The sequence below is a fragment of the Streptomyces sp. NPDC025638 genome, assembly GCF_055558775.1.
Window position 1 is genome coordinate 195466 of the sequence record NZ_JBVHLX010000014.1, and the last position, 16857, is coordinate 212322.

Below are 16857 nucleotides of genomic sequence, written 5' to 3' on the forward strand. Positions count from 1 at the left end.
TCGGTTCCCAAGCGTCGTCCTCGAGGTGGATCGCCGGGTGTCCTCCGGCGGTCCACCCCCTCTCAGGCACCCCGCCCGGGGCGCACCCCCCCTCGACGACAAGGGGTCTCCTCATGTCGCGCACCTTATTCCGCAGATCCGTCGCCACCGCCACCACCGTCCTGGTCTCGCTGGGCGGCCTTCTGCTCGCCTCGCATCCGGCGCTCGCCGACGTCGGCAACGGTGGCTTCGAGTCCGGCAGCCTGACCGGCTGGACGAGCACAGGCACAGCCTCCGTGCTCAACTCCGGCGCGCACAGCGGCACCTACGCCGCCCGCGTCGGCGGGACGTCACCGACCAACGGTGACTCATCGATCGCCCAGACCTTCACCGCGCCGACCGGCGCCACCCAGCTGTCGTTCTGGTACAGCGTCACCTGCCCGGACACGGTCACCTACGACTGGGCCACAGCCACCCTCACCGACACCACCGCCGGCACGACAACGACCGTGCTGGCCAGGACGTGCACCAGCGGCCAGGGCTGGAAGCAGGCCGCGCCGTCCGTGGTCGCCGGGCACAGCTACACCCTCAAACTCGTCAGCCACGACGACAACTACACCGGCGACGCCACCTACACGCTCTACGACGACGTCGCCTTCACCACCGCCACCCCGCCGCCCGGCCCGACCCAGGTCAGCACCGACCCCTTCACCAACACCTCCAGCCAGCACGCCACCGAACTCGAACCCGACACCTTCGCGTACGGCAACACGGTCGTCGCCTCCTCCCAGGTCGGCCGGTTCACCGACGGCGGTGGCTCCGACATCGGCTGGAACACCTCCACCGACGGCGGCACCACCTGGCAGCACGGCATGCTCCCCGGCATCACCACCTACCAGGGCGGCAGTTGGGCCCGTGTGTCCGACCCCGCAGTCGCCTACGACGCCAAGCACGGCACCTGGATGGTCGCCGGGCTGGTCATCGACTCCAACGTCAACGGCGCGGGCGTGACCGTCAGCCGCTCCGCCAACGGCACGACCTGGCAGAACCCCGTCATGGCGGTCGGCAACGACGGCCAGGGCTACGACAAGGAATGGATCGTCTGCGACGACACGACCTCCAGCCCGTACTACGGCACCTGCTACATCGAGGTCGACCTCACCTCCTCGGGCAACCGCGTCGTCATGAGCCGTTCCACCGACGGCGGCGCCACCTGGTCGGCTCCAGTGTCCCCGTCCGGGAATCCCAGCGGGCTCGGCGGCCAGCCTCTGGTCCAGCCGAACGGCACCGTCGTGGTGCCCTACTCCGCCAACGGCTCCTCCGTCCGAGCCTTCAACTCGACCAACGGCGGCTCCAGCTGGTCCTCCAGCACGCTGATCGCCAACGTCTCCAGCCACGGCGTGGCCGGGAACCTGCGCGACGGTGAGGGACTGCCCTCCGCCGAGACCGACGGATCCGGGAAGATCTACGTCGCCTGGCAGGACTGCCGCTTCCGCTCCGGCTGCCCGGCCAACGACATCGTCTACGCCACGTCGACCAACGGCACCAGCTGGTCGTCGGTGACCCGCGTCCCGATCGACGCCACCACCAGCGGCGTCGACCACTTCATCCCCGGCATCGGCATCGATCCCGCCACCTCCGGCAGCACGGCGAAGATCGGCCTCTACTACTACTTCTACCCGACGGCCAACTGCACCGCGTCCACCTGCCGGCTGGAGGTCGGCTACATCTCCTCCGCCAACGGCGGCAGCACCTGGAGCACGCCGACCACCGTCGCCGGACCCATGTCCCTCTCCCAGATCGCCGACTCCACCCAGGGCCGTATGGTCGGCGACTACCTGTCCACCTCCGTCATCGGCGGCAGGGCGGTATCCGTATTCGCCGTAGGCAAGACCCCGACCAACGGGCAAGCCTTCGATGAGGCCCTCTACACCGCCGGCCCGCTCACCGTCACCGGCGGCAGCACACCCTCCACGACCCACGGCGGTGCGGCCGTTGCCGCACCGCACAGGTCCGCCGGCTCGGGGCCCCTGCCCCTCCGGCGCTGATCACTCCACCGTCCACTCGAGGCGCAAGCAATCCGGGGCCCGGGCGGCCTGCCGTCTCCGCCCGGCCCCCGGGCCATGCCCGCACAGGAACCGACCGGCACCGTGGGAAGTCCAAGCCTTATGAAGAGCCATCTTCGGACAGCGCTCGCCGTCCTGGCGCTGGCGCTCGCCGCCGCGGTCTCGGCCGCCGGATGCGGGGACTCTCACGGAGCCGGATCGCCGGACGCGTCCGACTCCGGGATCAAGGGCCGCACCATGGTCGACGGCGGCTGCCCGGTGATCCGTGAGCACAGCCCGTGCCCCGACCGGCCCCTGCGCGCCCGGCTGACCATCACCAGCGGCGATCCCGCACGGACGATCGCCGAAGCCACCAGCGATGCCGGGGGCCACTTCCGCATTTCGCTGCCGCCGGGCACCTACACCATCCGCCCCGCCAACCTCACCGGCGCCGTCGCCCCGATCGCCCCACCGGTGTCGGTCACCGTCGTCGGCGGGCGGTTCACCACGATCGTCATCCCCTTCGACTCCGGCATCCGTTGAAGCTCGTGACGGGGGCGGCGCGACACCGGCGCACTTGGCGTCACATCGCGAAGTCTCAGTCGGTACTCCCGGCATGAGGCCGGGCCAGGCCGTGGTCGTAAGAGAAGATCACGGCCTGGATGCGGTCGCGTGCGCCGATCTTGGCCAGGACCCGGCCGACGTGGGTTTTCACGGTGGACTCGGACAGGACGAAGTTCGAGGCGATCTCGCTGTTGGTCCAGCCCTTCCCGATGGCGACGAGGATCTCGCGTTCCCGGTCGGTGAGGCTGCCCAGTCTCGGATCTTCGGTGAGGTCACCCGAACGGGGCACAAGCTGGGCGAACTCGTGCAGCAGGCGGCGGGTGAGCGCGGGAGCGATCACAGCATCGCCGACGGAAACGGCACGGATGCCGGAGAGAAGCTCTTCCGGGCGGACGTCCTTGAGGAGGAAGCCACTCGCTCCGGCGCGCAGGGCTGCGTGCACGTATTCGTCGAGGTCGAACGTGGTGAGCACGAGGACGCGGGATCGGTCGCCCGCGGCGGTGATCCGGCGGGTGGCCTCGATACCGTCCATGCCGGGCATACGGACGTCCATGAGGACGACGTCGGGGCGGAGCTCGGCCGCCATACGGACCGCTTCCGCGCCATGGGCGGCCTCACCGACGACCTCTGTCTCGGGGACCGAGTCGAGCAGCATGCGAAAGCCGTAACGTTGCAGCGGCTGGTCGTCCACGATGAGTACGGTGGTCACTGAGCACCGCCTGGGGATACGAGGTTGAGGGTGGCCTGTACTGTCCATCCGCGGCCGGCGGGACCCGCGCTCAGGGTCCCGCCGTACAGAGCCGTACGTTCTCGCATGCCCACCAGACCGTGTCCTTCCTCGTTCGCCGGGCCCGGACGGCCGGACGTGGCATCGGCCGGACCGGTGTCCTGCACCCTGACGGTCAGCCGAGTGTCCTTCACGACGATCGACAGGTTCACCCGGGTCCCGGCTCCGGAGTGCTTCAGCGTGTTCGTCAGGGCTTCCTGAACGATGCGGTAGACCGTCAGTTGTACCCCGCTGTCGAGAGCGTCCACGTCCCCGGCGGTCCGGTAGACGACCGCCAGACCCGCGGCGCGCACCCCTTCGCAGAGTGCGTCGATGTCCCTGACGCCGGGTTGCGGGCTGAGCTCGGGCCCGTCCTGCGGGCCGTCCGACGCCTCCCGCAGGACGCTGAGCACGCGTCTCAGTTCGCCGAGAGCCTGCCGCCCCGTGTCGCCGACGAGGAGAAGGGCTTCCCTGCCCCGTTCCGGAGCGACGACGGTGGCGTAGGCCCCCGCGTCGGCAAGGGTGATGATGACGGACAGGTTGTGGCCCACGATGTCGTGCATCTCGCGGGCCACTCGGGCTCGTTCGGCCGCGGCGGCGAGCCGGCTGCGCTGGTCGCGTTCGATCTCCAGGCGGGCCGCCCGGTCCCGCAGCCCGGCGAGCTGGGCCCGCCGAATGCGCACCACGAGGCCGAGCGCGAGGGCTGCGGTTGCCGTGCTCAGCAGGAAGAACAGCGCGTCCCAGACGGAGACAGCCACCGATACCCGCACCGCGACCAGCATCATGGCCGCTGCCATGACCCCGCAGGCCCAGGGCAGCTGCCGGATCCGTCCGTGCAGGGCGAGACTGTACAAGGCGATGAACAGGGCGATGTCCGCGCGCAGCGCGGCACCCAGCGACCACTGGAGGACGAAGACGGCCGTGACGGCGCCGAAGGCGACCGCCGGCGCGCGGCGACGCCACAGCAGGGGCACTACGAGCCCGGTCTGCAGCGCCAGCATCCCTACGACGGGAAGCCGGGTGAACGCGAGGCGGAAGCGTCGCGGCCCGTCGCCGTCGCCGCTCCCGGTGTGCAGCAGGTCCGGCAGGCAGAACATCACGAAGACCAGTGCCACCACCGTGGTGTCGAGTACCCACGGATGTGCCTGGTCGGCCTGCCGCAGCCGCTGGCCGGCCCGGGAGAGGCGGGCGACCAGCGGTCCCATCCCGTCGAGATCTTCGGTGGACGCGGTGGCCTCGGAGGGCACGGAGGTCACGGTGGTCATCTGATCATCATGCAGGGTGTCAGGCGTCGCTGCGCAGCAGCCTGTATGCCGCCCCGGACAGTGCGAGCGCAGTCCAGCCGAGGAAGACCAGCAGCCCGGCCCCAGGGGACAGGCTGGTGGCGTCGTGGGCCAGCGCGAACATCGATTCGCCCGCGTTGCTCGGCAGATAGGGGCTGATGTCGTCCTGCCATGAGCTGGGCAGCAGGGAGACCAGCCCGGGAATCAGCATCAGCATGGCGACCAGCACCGAAATGCCGCCGGCCACCGAGCGCAGCAGAGCGCCCAAGGCCGTGCCGATCACGCCGACCAGGGCGAGGTAGAGTGCGGCTCCCAGCAGGCTCCGTACGACTCCGGCATGCGAGAAGTCCATGGCCGCGGGCGTGCCGGAGACGATCCGGCTGCCGAACAGGAAGGCGGTGAACACGCCGAGCGTTCCGGTGACCAGCGACACCAGGCCGAATACGGCCGCCTTCGACCACAGCACCGGGAGCCGGCGTGGCACCGCCGCCAGGGTGGATCGGATCATGCCGGTCGAATACTCACCCGCTGTGATCAGCACGCCGAGGACACCCAGGGCCAGCTGGGCGAAGTTCGTACCGAAGAGCGACAGGCTCACGGCGGTCGAACGAGCGAAGTCCCGGTCCATGCGGGCGGAGCCGATCCCCGACTTGTAGCGGCTCGCGGCGATCAGCCCGAACGCGACGAGGAACAGCAGCCCGAGTCCCAGCGTGATCCAGGTCGACCGCAGCGACCAGAGCTTGGCCCATTCCGAGGCGAGCACACGCCGACCGGTCACCCGGTAGGCAGGGCGAGCGGTCTCGGTCGGAGGTGCTTCCGTGGTCGCAGTGAGGGTGCTCATGCCGGCCTCCCGAGGGCCTCGACGGTCTCGGTGCCGGTCGTGGAGCCGTGATACTCCACGGCAGCGCGGGTCAGGTTCATGAACGCCTCCTCGAGCGGCACCTGGCGCGTGCTCAGTTCGAACAGCGCGATCCCGTGCTCGGCGGCCTTCAGGCCGATCTCGCGCGAGGTCAGCCCGGTCACCTGCAACTCCTCTGAACCGATGTGCCCGGTGATGTCGACGCCCGGCCCCGCCAGGACGTCCCTCAACCGCGCCGGGTCCTGCGTAGCCACCCGCACGGTGTCGCCACCCGCCTCGCGGACCAGGTCCCGCACGGTCGTGTCGGCCAGCAGCCGACCGCGCCCGACGATGATCAGGTGGTCCGCCACCAGCGCAACCTCGCTCATCAGATGCGACGACACGAACACCGTGCGCCCGTCCTCGGCGAGCGACGTCAGCAGGTTGCGGATCCAGAGCACTCCTTCGGGATCCAGTCCGTTGACGGGTTCGTCGAGCATCACCGTCTGCGGGTCGCCCAGGAGTGCCGCAGCGATGCCGAGCCGCTGGCCCATTCCCAGGGAGAAGGCGCCGGCGCGCTTCTTGGCCACGCTGCCCAGGCCGGCGAGGTCGATGACTTCGTCCACTCGGCGGCGTGGGATGCCATGGGTCAGCGCCAATGCCCTGAGGTGGTTGTAGGCCGAGCGGCCCGGGTGAATCGACTTGGCCTCCAGGAGCGCGCCGACCTCCTGCAAAGGTGCACGGTGCCGGGCGTAGTGGCGGCCGTTCACCGTGACGGAGCCGCTCGTGGGGGCGTCCAGCCCGACGATCATGCGCATCGTCGTGGACTTACCCGCTCCATTGGGGCCCAGGAAGCCGGTCACCGTACCCGGCTTCACGACAAACTCCAGGCCGTCGACGGCTGTCTTCTCCCCGTACCTCTTGGTCAGCTGCCGTGCGTCGATCATTGGCGCTCTTTCTCTCGGGCTCGGCGTCCGTCGGGTCTGACGCCACACCCACAACCTAAGTTCGGAATCGCCCGGATCGGTGGTACCGAAGGCTGAACCCGGGCGCTTCGGTGGTACCGCGGTACTACGCGATGCGGGGCGATCTTTCACGACTCAACCAGCCTGACCAGGGATTTCGTCAAAGTGTTCAGGTTGCGGTCAGGCTGCCCGTACGGTTTTGAAACTCATGCATTAGAAGCCCCAAAGCAATGGCAAAGGCACCTGTAGCACCGGGACTTCACCGTGTCATCGTGCCCTTCATGACCACAGAGCACCTTCTCGATGACCGCCCCCTCGTCCCCCTCCGTGCCATGGCCAACAAGGTGCCGGAAGTGACTGTCTACTTCTGGATCATCAAAGTACTGACCACGGGAATGGGCGAGACGGCGTCGGACTTGCTGGCCCGTTTGCTCGGCCCGGTACCAGCAGTCGCGCTCGGTGGTCTGGCCCTCGTGGCTTCCCTGGCCGTTCAGCTCGCTGTCCGCCGGTACGTCGCATGGGTCTACTGGACCGCTGTCGTCATGGTCAGCGTGTTCGGCACGATGGCGGCCGACGTCCTGCACGTCGGCCTCGGCATCTCCTACACGGTGTCCACACCGCTCTTCCTCACCGCACTGGTCGCCGTGTTCGCCCTTTGGTACGCCGGCGAGCGGACCCTGTCGATCCTCAGCATCCGCACCCGCCGCCGCGAGATCTTCTACTGGGCGGCCGTTCTTGCCACGTTCGCCCTCGGCACGGCGGCCGGAGACCTGACCGCCACCGTCGGCTTCGGATACCTCGGCTCTGTCGCCCTCTTCGCCGCCGCGATCTGCGTGCCCGCAGTTGCCCATCGCTTCGCCGGCCTGAACGTCGTGACCGCTTTCTGGACCGCCTACGTGATCACCCGTCCCCTCGGCGCCTCTCTTGCCGACTGGATGGCCCTCGGCCACGCCCGGGGCGGGCTCGGACTGGGCCTGGGTCCGGTCACGCTCGCCTGGACGGTGGCGATCGTGTCCTTCGTGGGTTACCTGGCCATCTCCCGTGAAGACGTGTCGGGTGGTCAGACGGTCTGACGGCCGGGGCTGAGCGTTGGATGGCGGGCGTAGCAGGTTTCGGCCGACCGCCGAAGTCTCATCCGCGCTCGCGGAGGTACGCCTCCAGCTCGGCGGCCCCGGCCAGCAGCGCGCGCCCCCGGGCGGACAGCCGGCCGCGCCAGTCGCCCAGTGCGGCCTCCAGCGGCTCCAGCCCGCCGGCCGCGCGTACCTGGGCGATCAGCGGGGCGATCTGCTCCAGCAGGTAGCCGCCGCGCCGTAGCTGGTGGGCCAGCCGGGCGTCCCGCACGTCGGACTCGTCGTAGACGCGGTACCCGGTCAGCGGGTCGCGGCGCGGGCGCATCAGTCCGGCGCGCTCCCATTTGCGCAGCGTCGCGGGACGGATTCCGAGCTTCTCCGCCAGCGGCCCGATGAACGTGCCGGGCCCGGACGCGCTGTCGGGGTGGGACGCCGTGGTGGGCTCCAGATCGCGCAGGGCACGCTCCACCGCCTGGAGGGTCCGGCGGTCGTCGAGGAGCTGGGCGTGGCTCTCGTCGATGAGACGGAACGCCTCGTCGACCGCGCCCTCGTTCACCGCCCGCATGATCGACGTCGCCGTCGGGTGACCGTGGCCGGGCACCAGGGCGAGGAAGGTGCGCAGGGCTCGCGCGTGCAGCGGCGTATAGGTGCGGTAGCCGTGGGGTGTGCGACCGGCAGCCGGAAGGATGCCGGCCTCCTCGTAGTTCCTGACCGCCTGCGTGGACAGACCGTGCCCGCGCGCCAGATCAATCGGCCTGAGCCGTACAGCGTTTTGAAGGTTTCGCCCCATGGGGCCGACAATATCGCGGCAAAGTTTCAATCGAGGGTTCAACGATACCGTTTAAGGCATGGCTACCGACATCAAGGACACCGCCCAGGCCGTCGAGGCTGCCGCCCTCATGAGGCTGCTCCCGGTCCGGCCCCGGCTGCTCGCCCTGGGCGAGCCCACCCACGGCGAGGACATGCTGCTGGAGCTGCGCAACGACCTCGTCCGGCAGCTCGTCGAGCAGGAGGGCTATCGGACGATCGCGATCGAGAGCGACTGCATGATGGGCCTGGTTGTGGACGGCTACGTCACCTCGGGCACGGGCACCCTCGACGAGGTCATGGAGCACGGATTCAGTCATGGCTGGGGCACCTCCGCGGCCAACAGCGAACTCGTGCGCTGGATGCGTGCCTACAACGACGGCCGGCCCGCGTCCGAACAGCTCCGCTTCGCCGGTTTCGACGGCCCGCTGGAAATCACCGGCGCCGCGAGCCCCCGGCAGGCCCTCACCGCGCTCCACCGCTACCTCTCGGCCCGGGTGAACGCGAACCTGCTCGCCTGCACGGCGGAAACACTCGACCGCCTGCTCGGCACCGACGACCGGTGGACCGATCCCGCCGCGATGATGGACCCGGCCCGGTCCGTGGGGCGGTCGGCCGAGGCCGGTGAGCTGCGGCTGCTCGCCGACGACCTGGTGGCCCTGTTCGACGAGCAGACGCCACACCTGATCACGGCAACCTCGCGGGACGACTGGGACCGGGCACGCCTGTACGGACGCACCGCCACCGGTCTGCTGCGCTACCACTACTGGATGGCCGACACCTCACCGGCCCGCATGACCCGACTGGTGGGCGTGCGGGACCAGATGATGGCCCACAACCTCCTCGCCCTTGCCGAACGGGGTCCGGCACTCATCCACGCCCACAACTCCCACCTCCAGCGGGTGAAGAGCTCGATGCAGTTGTGGGAGGGGCCGGTGGAGTGGTGGAGCGCCGGTGCGCTGGTGAGCGCCCGGCTCGGCGAGGAGTACGCCTTCGTGGCCACGGCCCTCGGCACCATCCGGCACCAGGGGGTGGACACGCCGCCGCCGGACACCGTCGAAGGACTCCTGTACGTGCTCCCGGAGGACCGCTATGTCATCGACGCCCCGCGACTGGCCACCGCCCTGGGCGATACGCTCCCGGCGCCCCGCGTCTCGCCCTGGTTCGGCTACGCCCCGCTCGACCCGGCACACCTGGCGGACAGCGATGCGATCGTGTTCGTCAAGGACGTCCCACAGAACCAGCGCTGATGGCTCTCGTTCACCGCTGTCGACGACTCGTCGGCCGGCAACCCGGTATGTGATGGGTGCTCCATGACGGGAGGGTGCTGAGTTCTCGGTCGTTGGACAGGTCGAGCGTGAGTGTGTTGAGGCAGGCCTGGGCGTCGATGTAGGCGATGACCAGTCGGTCCCGGCCGTCCAGGGAAGTGGCCGGGGTGTGGATGAACGGGCCGCCGCCGAGCGGCGTCCACTCCTGCCGTATCGGGCTGCCGTCGAGGGGTTGAACGCAGAGGCTCAGTCCGTGTTCGTCGGTGCGTTGAACCAGGGCCGCGGCTTTCCCCGCGGCCAGTACGGTGTGGGCGAGGGGACCGAAGCCAGGAGTAGTGGTGGCGATGTCGGGCTGGGTGTTCCATGTGCCGTTCGGACGGTGCTGACGGTTGGCGACGAGCCACCCGGTCCCGGGCTGCCTCGAGTACATCAGGAGGCTGCCGTCCGGCTGCTCGATGAGGGTCATGGGGGCGGCGGGCTGGGCGAGTTGGGTGCCGTAGTCGCGGGTGAAGGTACCGCCAGGGGTGGTTTGGTACCAACGTAGGACGCCCATGCCGCTTGTGCCGCTGGTGGCATAGAACTCGACGGTGCCTTCGCTCTTGGCGACGGCAGCCATGCCTTCCAGAACACTGCCTTTCAGGTCGCTCCAGGGCTCCCATCCCTTCTCGGTCAGGAGACGGGAGCTGAGACCGGTGCCGAAATTGCGTACCGCGACCTGAACGCCGTCACCGGACGCAACGACTACCGGCATGCCCAGGGCCCGACGGTGCGGTTCATGTTCGGCCGACGTGCCGTACGGGCTGCCCAGGTCGCTCCAGGCACCGAACTCGCCGGTCACGGGGTCCTCGGCGATGTGCAGGAGGTTGCGCTGCTGCTGTTCGGGGGAGGGGCCCACCGCAGCCCTGACCGCGATGACGTGGACGCGGCCGCCGGCGTCGCGCGTCGCGTCGAGACGCGCAACGACGCGTCCGCTGCCGGCCGGCAAGTGGCCCAGTGGTGCCGGTCCCGACCACGAGTCACCGCCGGGCCGGTCCTGGGTCCACATGACCGGTCGGCCGCCGAGCACGGCGAAGGCGGCGAGTCGTCCGTCGGACCGCAGTTGGAGCCAGTTGGTGCTGGAATGCCAGCGATGGTTCGTGCTCTGCCCGTAGAAGCGGTTGTACGCACGATTGCCGAGGGGCCTGTCCCCGCACAGGCCTGGCGGTTGCTCGCAGTCATGGCCGTCCTCGCCGCCGTAGACCTCCAGGTAGGCGAACTTGCGGGCGGCCTGCCGGGGGCTGAGATTGCGGGGGCGCAGCTTGTTGCAGTACCCGACGTAGCTTTCAACGGCGGCGGGCCGCTGTCGGCCGGTTCGTTCGTACTTCTCAAGTGCTGCCATGGCGAAGAGGGCCGCCGCCGTGTGGTCGGAGTTGTCGCAATAGGTGATGCCGCCTGTCTTCTTGTCGATCACGGTCCATTGAGGATCAGGGTTCATGATGCGAACGACAGCGGGGGAATATCCCTGCAGAATCTCGGTGAGTGTGCCGATGAGGGCATCTCGGGTCAGCGACTGCCCATCGCATCTGGAAGGGATGGGGCTGGATGTCGGGCGCAGCGTCCCGAGCTTCTTACTGGTCTGCTGCCACAGATCGAGGAGGTTCGCGTTCTGCGCGCCCCGGCCGGTGCGCAGGTTGAGGAAGACGAGTGTGATGCCGCCCTCGTCAAGGTGGTTGATCTCTGCTGTGACTCCCCGGATCTTCATGGCGGAGCGCTGCCAGGGGGCTCGGCGGCTGCCGGTGACCATGAAAGCGTAGGCGGCCCGGATGCCATGCTGGCGGGCGGCCGTGTAGGCAGGGAAATCAGGCGTGGCGGTCTTGCGGGCGGCGTCGTCCATGGCGAGGTTGATGCCGTCGGCTTCGCCCGTCGTCAGGTAGACGTTGACCTGGGGTACTCCGGAACGTACGCACTGCCACAGGTCTGGCGTCATGAAGTACAGATCGTCGTCCGTGTGGGCACAGATCTGTACGTGGGGCGCCACGACAGTGGACGTGCGCTTGCCTGACGACGCGACGGCGGAGAAGGGATTCAGCAGACGCATGGTGTGGAGAACCTTCCTGGTGATCAGAGTTGGGCAAGGCCTCGCTTCAGGCGGCGTCCGACAGGGCGCTCGACGTATCGGTGCACCAGCCAGGCGAGAATCAGCATGGCTGCGACCACGAGACAGAGCAGCGCGCCGGACGGTGCGCGGGGAGACAGCAGGCTGAACAGCTCCCGGCCGATGTCCTGATGGAGCAGGTACACCGGGTAGGTGAGGGCGCCCGCGCCGGTGAGCCATCGCCACGACATCCAGGAGAGTTCCGTCGTGGCGACGAGCGTCATGATGCCGAAGCTCGCCGCAATGATGACGATCACTGGCCATGACGGCACCGTGTGCCCCATGTATGTGCCCGTGTTCTTCCATGTGTTCAGCGCGAAGGGGAGTGACGCGCAGAAGCACAGCAGGACAATGCCGGACAGCATCAGATTCGGGCGGTACCGGTACATGAGATAGAGCGCCATGCCGGCGATGAAGTACCAACTGCTGTCCGGCATGAGCAGGAGCCGTACCGGGTCGTTCACCGGCGCCCGGGCGTAGAGTGCGCTCGCCGCGGCCCAGACGCAGCAGAAGAGCAGAACACGGCGGTACGTCAGTCCCCACCACGCGACGAACGCGAACAGCAGATAGAACCTCAGCTCCACGAAGAGCGTCCAGTACGCGCCGTCTACATGCGGGACACCCAGGGCCTCTTGAAGCATCGTCAGATTGGTCAGCACATCGCTCCACGGCAGTGGGCGCGCGCCACCGGGGATCGCCGCGACGGTCACCGTGGTGGCGACGACCGCGAACCAGTAGGCCGGGTAGAGCCTCACCACACGCGAGACGAAGAACTCCCGCAGCGACTTGTCCCAGCAGCTCATGCAGATGACAAAGCCGCTGATCAGGAAGAAGAGTTGGACGCCGAGCCAGCCGTATGCGGCAACAGGGAAGGCTGAGGGAAACATCGCCTTCACGTCTGTGTGCCAGCCGCCGCCACGGGCCAGGTAGTGATAGGCCATCACGGCGAGCGCGGCCATGAGTCGCAGCGCGTCCAATACATAGAGTCGCTGGGGGCGGTCACCGGCTTGCGTGGCGTCCCTGCTCTCCCGCGGTGGTGAACTGCGCGCGCGGCTGACTTGATCGAACACGGCCTTGTCTCTCCTGTGGGGAATGTGAAGTACGTCGCCGGAGCGCGTGTGCGGTCAGCTCCTTTCGAACCGCGACGGCACGGGAAAGTAGGCGGTGAGGAAGGCACGCAGGACGCGGTCCTGTTCGTCGACCGGGACTTCTGCGTTCGGAGATTCGCCGATGCAGAACACGCTGTGGCTGCGTGTGGCGAGCAGGCGGCTCAGACGGGTGTGGTGGTCGTAGCGACCGGCGTTGATGAATGAGCTGGAAAGGGTGGAGGGGTGCGACCGGCCGGTCAGATAGCTGTAGTGGTGGTGCAGTGAGGAGGGGATGGACAGGTCCGTCCTCGCCCGGAAGGCGCTGGACGCGGTGGTGGCGATCTCGCTCGGGTACGTCTCCTCGATCTCCGTGAGTACGCTGCGTCGGAGCGGGTGGGGGGTGTGCAGAAAACCCTGTGTCGCGGTCCGTTGGAAGTCCCGCTGGAGCAGGGCCCGGTTGTTCTTGGCAGCGGCGAAGTAGCCCTCGTCCTCCTGGGACAGCGGCACGGGAGGAACCGCGCTGGGTGACCAGAAGAGGCGCGTGTGGCCGTTGCTGGTGAAGAACGACTGCGGGGTGAGGGGGCGGCCCAGGAAGACGTCGTCGTTGAAGTAGAGAAAGTGCTCCGACAGACCGCTGATGTGGTGGAGCTGGCTCTCGATGGCGTGCGAGTTGAAGGTGGGCAGCCAGTCCGCCTTGGTGAAGATGTCCCGGTGGCTGATGATCGTGACGCCGGGCTGGGACGTGTCCAGCCAGTGCGGGACCTGGCCGTCGGTGACGAGGTAGATGTTGCGGATCCAGGGGGCGTACATGGCCAACGACCGCAGGGAGTAGCGTAGTTCGTCGCGGTTGCGGAACCGCACATCCCCGCTGTCCGCTTCTTCGTCGGCGATGCCTGCGGCCTTCCTTGCCGCGTCGCGCCGTTCGCGCCACTCGGGGTCCGTGTCGTCGACCCAGGTGTAGACGGCGTCGATGGGGAAGTCGATGTCCCCCATGAGGCGGTCGGTGAACGCCGTCGTGGTGGGATAGTCGCGCTCGCCGATGCGCAGCCGTGCGGTGGGTTTCAGATCGGGCAGACAGGGCCCGACCAGGGTGGATCCACGGGGAGCCTTGCGCCAGCCGGGCAGCTCCTCGCCCTCGTCGTTCTCGGCCCAGAATTCGACCTGGCAGCCGTACGCGGGGCCATAGCGCAGTGTGCGGCTCTCTGTGGTCACCGGTTTGAAGACGCGCAGGCCCATGACGTCCCCGACCGCCCGCAGCCGCTCGGCCAGAACCGCACCGGGCGCCACTCCCTTGGGAGTGATCAGCTCCGCGTAGACGGGTTGGGCGTTCAGCGCGGTGGCGAGTGCGTGGAGAACCTGCTCGCGGTGTTCGATCTCGACGGCGAGGCGATGGGTAGGAGTGCCGTCGCGCACCATGAGGTAGGGGACATGGTGTGTGGTGAGCGCCTCGGCCACGAGTTCGAGATTCCACTCAGCCATGCGTGCTGCGGAGATGTCGTCTCGTACCTCGGCGAGACGGCCGGCGCTTCTGACGAGATTCCCCGTACGGTCCTTGGCCTGGAGCATGACCTCTCTGGCCTTTTGTTCGTCCGTGGAAGCCGCCAGTGTGCTGACGGGGGCGGCGATGTTGAAGTGGCGGCTTCCGCCGGTGGCGACCCGGCGGGCCATGCGGTCCGCGCGGTCGGCGGTACGGGAAGCCGTGGTCCGGCGGGCTGTCAGGCGGGTGAAGAGTTCTTCCCACTGAGAAGTGATGCGCTGCGCCGAGAATCGCTCCCGCACACCGGCGCGGCCGGCTGCGCCGTACGACCGGCGCAGCGCGTCATCGGCCATCAGCGTGGACATCGCGTCGGCCAGGGCTTCCTTGTCCGCCGCGGGGACGAGCAGGCCGTCGATTCCATGGCGGATGATCTCGGCGGGGCCGGTGACGATGTCGTAGGCGATGACGGGCAGGCCTGCAGCCATCATCTCCAGCAGGACCAGCGGGAACGCCTCGTTGCGGGAAGGCAGCAGAGCCATGCCCGCCTTGGCCCACTCGCTTTCCATCTGGGGGGACTGGCCGAGGAGTTGGACGCGGTCGTGGAGGTTCAACCCGTCGATCATCCGTCGGAGACGAACTTCCTGCGGGCCGTCCCCGAAGATACGCATGGTCCATTCGGGGTGCTCGTCGGCGAGGGATCCGAACGCTTCGATGGCATGGTCGAGCTGCTTCTCGGGCGTCATCCGGGCGGCCAGGACAATCGTCTTGTTCGTGAGGTCCGAACGGGGCCGAAAGCCGTCCGGCACGGCATTGGGTATGGCAGCCAGGACCGGTGCGGCCGGGCCGAGGGAGTCGGCGAACCACTCGCTGGTGCGTTCGGTGAGTGAGACGAGCGCGTCGATCGCGGGTGCGTACATCAGCAGTGGTTCGCCGGTGACCCCGCGCAGCTGGGAGGCGCGGTGTTCCTGGTGGATGGTGATGACGTTCCAGGGCACCAGCTCCGCTGCGGCTGCCAGCAGAGCCGGAGTCGTGGTGATCAGCACGTCGGTGTCCAGGGCGGAGAGCGCTGCCGTCAGCTCGATGTCGGAGAGCCGGTCGAACGTGGGTTCCCAGTCAGGCTTGATGATCTCGCTGGGGAGCGAGGTGAGGAAGCGGCACGTCCCCTCGTCGAGCGTGCTGGCGCGCACCGGCCGGCCGATGTGTCCGGTGCGGTCGACGAGATAGCGTCGTGTCACCCCACGGCCCGCCTCGAAGAAGGGTTCCTCAAGGGTCTTGAAGACGCTGAGCACTTCCACTTCATGGCGTTGTGCGAGGTGTGCGGCTTGGGTGTAGACAGCCATCTCTGTGCCGCCCATGCCGTCGGCCCAGGTGAGCAGGAAAGTGATCTTCATCGGGTGCGGTCCTCGGGTGTGGGAATGATGGTGCAGCTCACCGCGGCCCTTCCGGCTCCGGAGACATGGGCGTGCACCCGCAGCAGCGTGCCGTTGGGCAGTGCGACGGTGCGGAACGGAGTACGGAAGACCTTGCCGGGATGCCGGACGTCGGTCAGTCGTCGACCGATCTTGACCTTCGTACGGCCGCATCGCAGACGCAGGTCCCACAGATGCCCTGTCTTTGCTCCCGCGGACATGGCGGCGAGCGGTACATCGAACGTGAACCGGTCGCCCTGCCACTCGGGGCGGATCGGCACGATGCTGCCCACGGTGCGCGGCACCGCTTCCGCAGTGAAGTGTGAGGGCGGGAGGCCTGGCGCGATCAGCCGACCGTGGACGGTGATGCGGTCCCAGCGCACGGAGTAGCCGATGAGTTCGGCTTGCCGGCGTGGGGCGACGACTTTGAGCATCACGTGCCCCTCGATGGAGCGCACCAGCCGAAATACCGTGCCGGAAGCAGCACTTGGGCTGGACGGGCGGGTAGGACCGTCCCCGGCGGGCGTGGGCGGCGCCGTCACAGCGAACCGTGCGGTGGAACCCGAGCGGTATGCGACAACGACAGTCAGCCGCCACAGCCCGTCCCCGAGTCTGAGACCTGGCTGCTGCGGATCGTCATGGTGTGGATGGCACAACGCGGTGGTGGCTGTCAGCAGAGTGGATCCGTCCTGCTCCTCCTCCGGATCCAAGGCAACGCGATGTGACTCCGTGCGCCGCTCCATGTGCAGGAATGCGGACGCGAGTTCGTCATGACCAACGGGAGCAGGCACAGCCACGTTGAGCGTCCCACCACCGAGCACCGACAGGTGAACCGGGCGCAGTACCGACTGGCCACGCCCCGGACCACCGAAGGCGGGCACAGTTCTGATCTGCTCCATGCTGCCACGGGCCCGTCTCACCGTACGGCGGGCCCGCGCCGCAAGGGTCACGGCATGGGACAACAGAGCTTGGTTCATGACACCCGATTACCTCTGCTTGCGCTTGACGGCGGAACACAAGAGTGGACGCACACTTGTTGGCCAGCAGGACCGCTCCCGGCCACCGTTCGTTCCCACCTGAGTCTGTGATCCGTGTTACGGCCGTGACAGTGAACCTGTCAGTTTTCGGCGGCATCCTCACCGAGGCGAAGGTCTCTTGCTCTGC

At 68.2% G+C, this 16857-nt stretch carries 13 protein-coding genes; 4 read left to right on the plus strand and 9 right to left on the minus strand.

Features of this window, described 5'->3' with window-relative positions; translation table 11 throughout:
* Positions 1–113 precede the first annotated feature (113 nt).
* Both ACZ4EG_RS32890 and ACZ4EG_RS32895 read left to right on the plus strand, forming a co-directional pair.
* The gene (locus tag ACZ4EG_RS32890) at positions 114–2027 is read left to right on the plus strand and encodes a sialidase family protein (protein ID WP_467793213.1); all 1914 of its coding nucleotides are present in this window, start codon (positions 114–116) and stop codon (positions 2025–2027) included.
* Positions 2028–2147: 120 nt separating this feature from the next.
* On the plus strand, positions 2148–2567 hold the full coding sequence (locus tag ACZ4EG_RS32895) for a hypothetical protein (RefSeq protein WP_467793214.1): 420 nt from the start codon (positions 2148–2150) through the stop codon (positions 2565–2567).
* Positions 2568–2622: 55 nt separating this feature from the next.
* Here ACZ4EG_RS32895 and ACZ4EG_RS32900 read toward each other — a convergent pair whose 3' ends face one another.
* Genes ACZ4EG_RS32900 through ACZ4EG_RS32915 form a run of 4 tightly spaced genes read right to left on the minus strand, consistent with a single transcriptional unit; the run spans position 2623 to position 6422 of the window.
* On the minus strand, positions 2623–3297 hold the full coding sequence (locus ACZ4EG_RS32900) for a response regulator (protein ID WP_467793215.1): 675 nt from the start codon (positions 3295–3297) through the stop codon (positions 2623–2625).
* Positions 3294–4619, minus strand: a complete 1326-nt coding sequence (locus ACZ4EG_RS32905) for a sensor histidine kinase (RefSeq protein WP_467793216.1) — start codon at positions 4617–4619, stop codon at positions 3294–3296. Before ACZ4EG_RS32905 ends, ACZ4EG_RS32900 begins: the two co-directional genes overlap by 4 nt.
* 19 nt (positions 4620–4638) lie before the next feature.
* Positions 4639–5478 carry an ABC transporter permease gene (locus ACZ4EG_RS32910; protein WP_467793217.1) on the minus strand — a complete coding sequence of 280 codons (840 nt, stop codon included), beginning with the start codon at positions 5476–5478 and terminating at the stop codon, positions 4639–4641.
* Positions 5475–6422 carry an ABC transporter ATP-binding protein gene (locus ACZ4EG_RS32915; RefSeq protein WP_467793218.1) on the minus strand — a complete coding sequence of 316 codons (948 nt, stop codon included), beginning with the start codon at positions 6420–6422 and terminating at the stop codon, positions 5475–5477. The genes ACZ4EG_RS32910 and ACZ4EG_RS32915 overlap by 4 nt, the downstream gene beginning before the upstream one ends.
* 299 nt (positions 6423–6721) lie before the next feature.
* On the opposite strand from ACZ4EG_RS32915, the gene ACZ4EG_RS32920 reads away from it, so the two are divergent.
* Positions 6722–7513, plus strand: coding sequence for a COG4705 family protein (locus ACZ4EG_RS32920; RefSeq protein ID WP_467793219.1), 792 nt, complete (start codon positions 6722–6724; stop codon positions 7511–7513).
* A gap of 58 nt (positions 7514–7571) precedes the next feature.
* On the opposite strand, the gene ACZ4EG_RS32925 is transcribed toward ACZ4EG_RS32920, so the two are convergent.
* On the minus strand, positions 7572–8300 hold the full coding sequence (locus ACZ4EG_RS32925; RefSeq protein WP_467793220.1) for a TioE family transcriptional regulator: 729 nt from the start codon (positions 8298–8300) through the stop codon (positions 7572–7574).
* A 58-nt stretch (positions 8301–8358) separates the two neighbouring features.
* Between ACZ4EG_RS32925 and ACZ4EG_RS32930 the strand changes: the two genes are divergently transcribed.
* Positions 8359–9567 (plus strand): erythromycin esterase family protein, encoded by a 1209-nt coding sequence (locus tag ACZ4EG_RS32930; RefSeq protein WP_467793221.1) that lies wholly within the window; start codon positions 8359–8361, stop codon positions 9565–9567.
* Between the two features lie 10 nt (positions 9568–9577).
* Here ACZ4EG_RS32930 and ACZ4EG_RS32935 read toward each other — a convergent pair whose 3' ends face one another.
* From ACZ4EG_RS32935 to ACZ4EG_RS32950, 4 genes are read right to left on the minus strand one after another with little or no spacing between them, the layout of a single operon-like run.
* A complete protein-coding gene (locus ACZ4EG_RS32935) occupies positions 9578–11662 on the minus strand; it encodes a PLL family lectin (RefSeq protein ID WP_467793222.1) in 2085 nt (694 codons plus the stop codon).
* A gap of 23 nt (positions 11663–11685) precedes the next feature.
* A complete protein-coding gene (locus tag ACZ4EG_RS32940; RefSeq protein ID WP_467793223.1) occupies positions 11686–12789 on the minus strand; it encodes an acyltransferase family protein in 1104 nt (367 codons plus the stop codon).
* A 54-nt stretch (positions 12790–12843) separates the two neighbouring features.
* Positions 12844–15675, minus strand: coding sequence for a stealth conserved region 3 domain-containing protein (locus tag ACZ4EG_RS32945; RefSeq protein WP_467793224.1), 2832 nt, complete (start codon positions 15673–15675; stop codon positions 12844–12846).
* Positions 15672–16151, minus strand: a complete 480-nt coding sequence (locus ACZ4EG_RS32950; RefSeq protein ID WP_453552950.1) for a hypothetical protein — start codon at positions 16149–16151, stop codon at positions 15672–15674. Before ACZ4EG_RS32950 ends, ACZ4EG_RS32945 begins: the two co-directional genes overlap by 4 nt.
* Positions 16152–16857 lie beyond the last annotated feature (706 nt).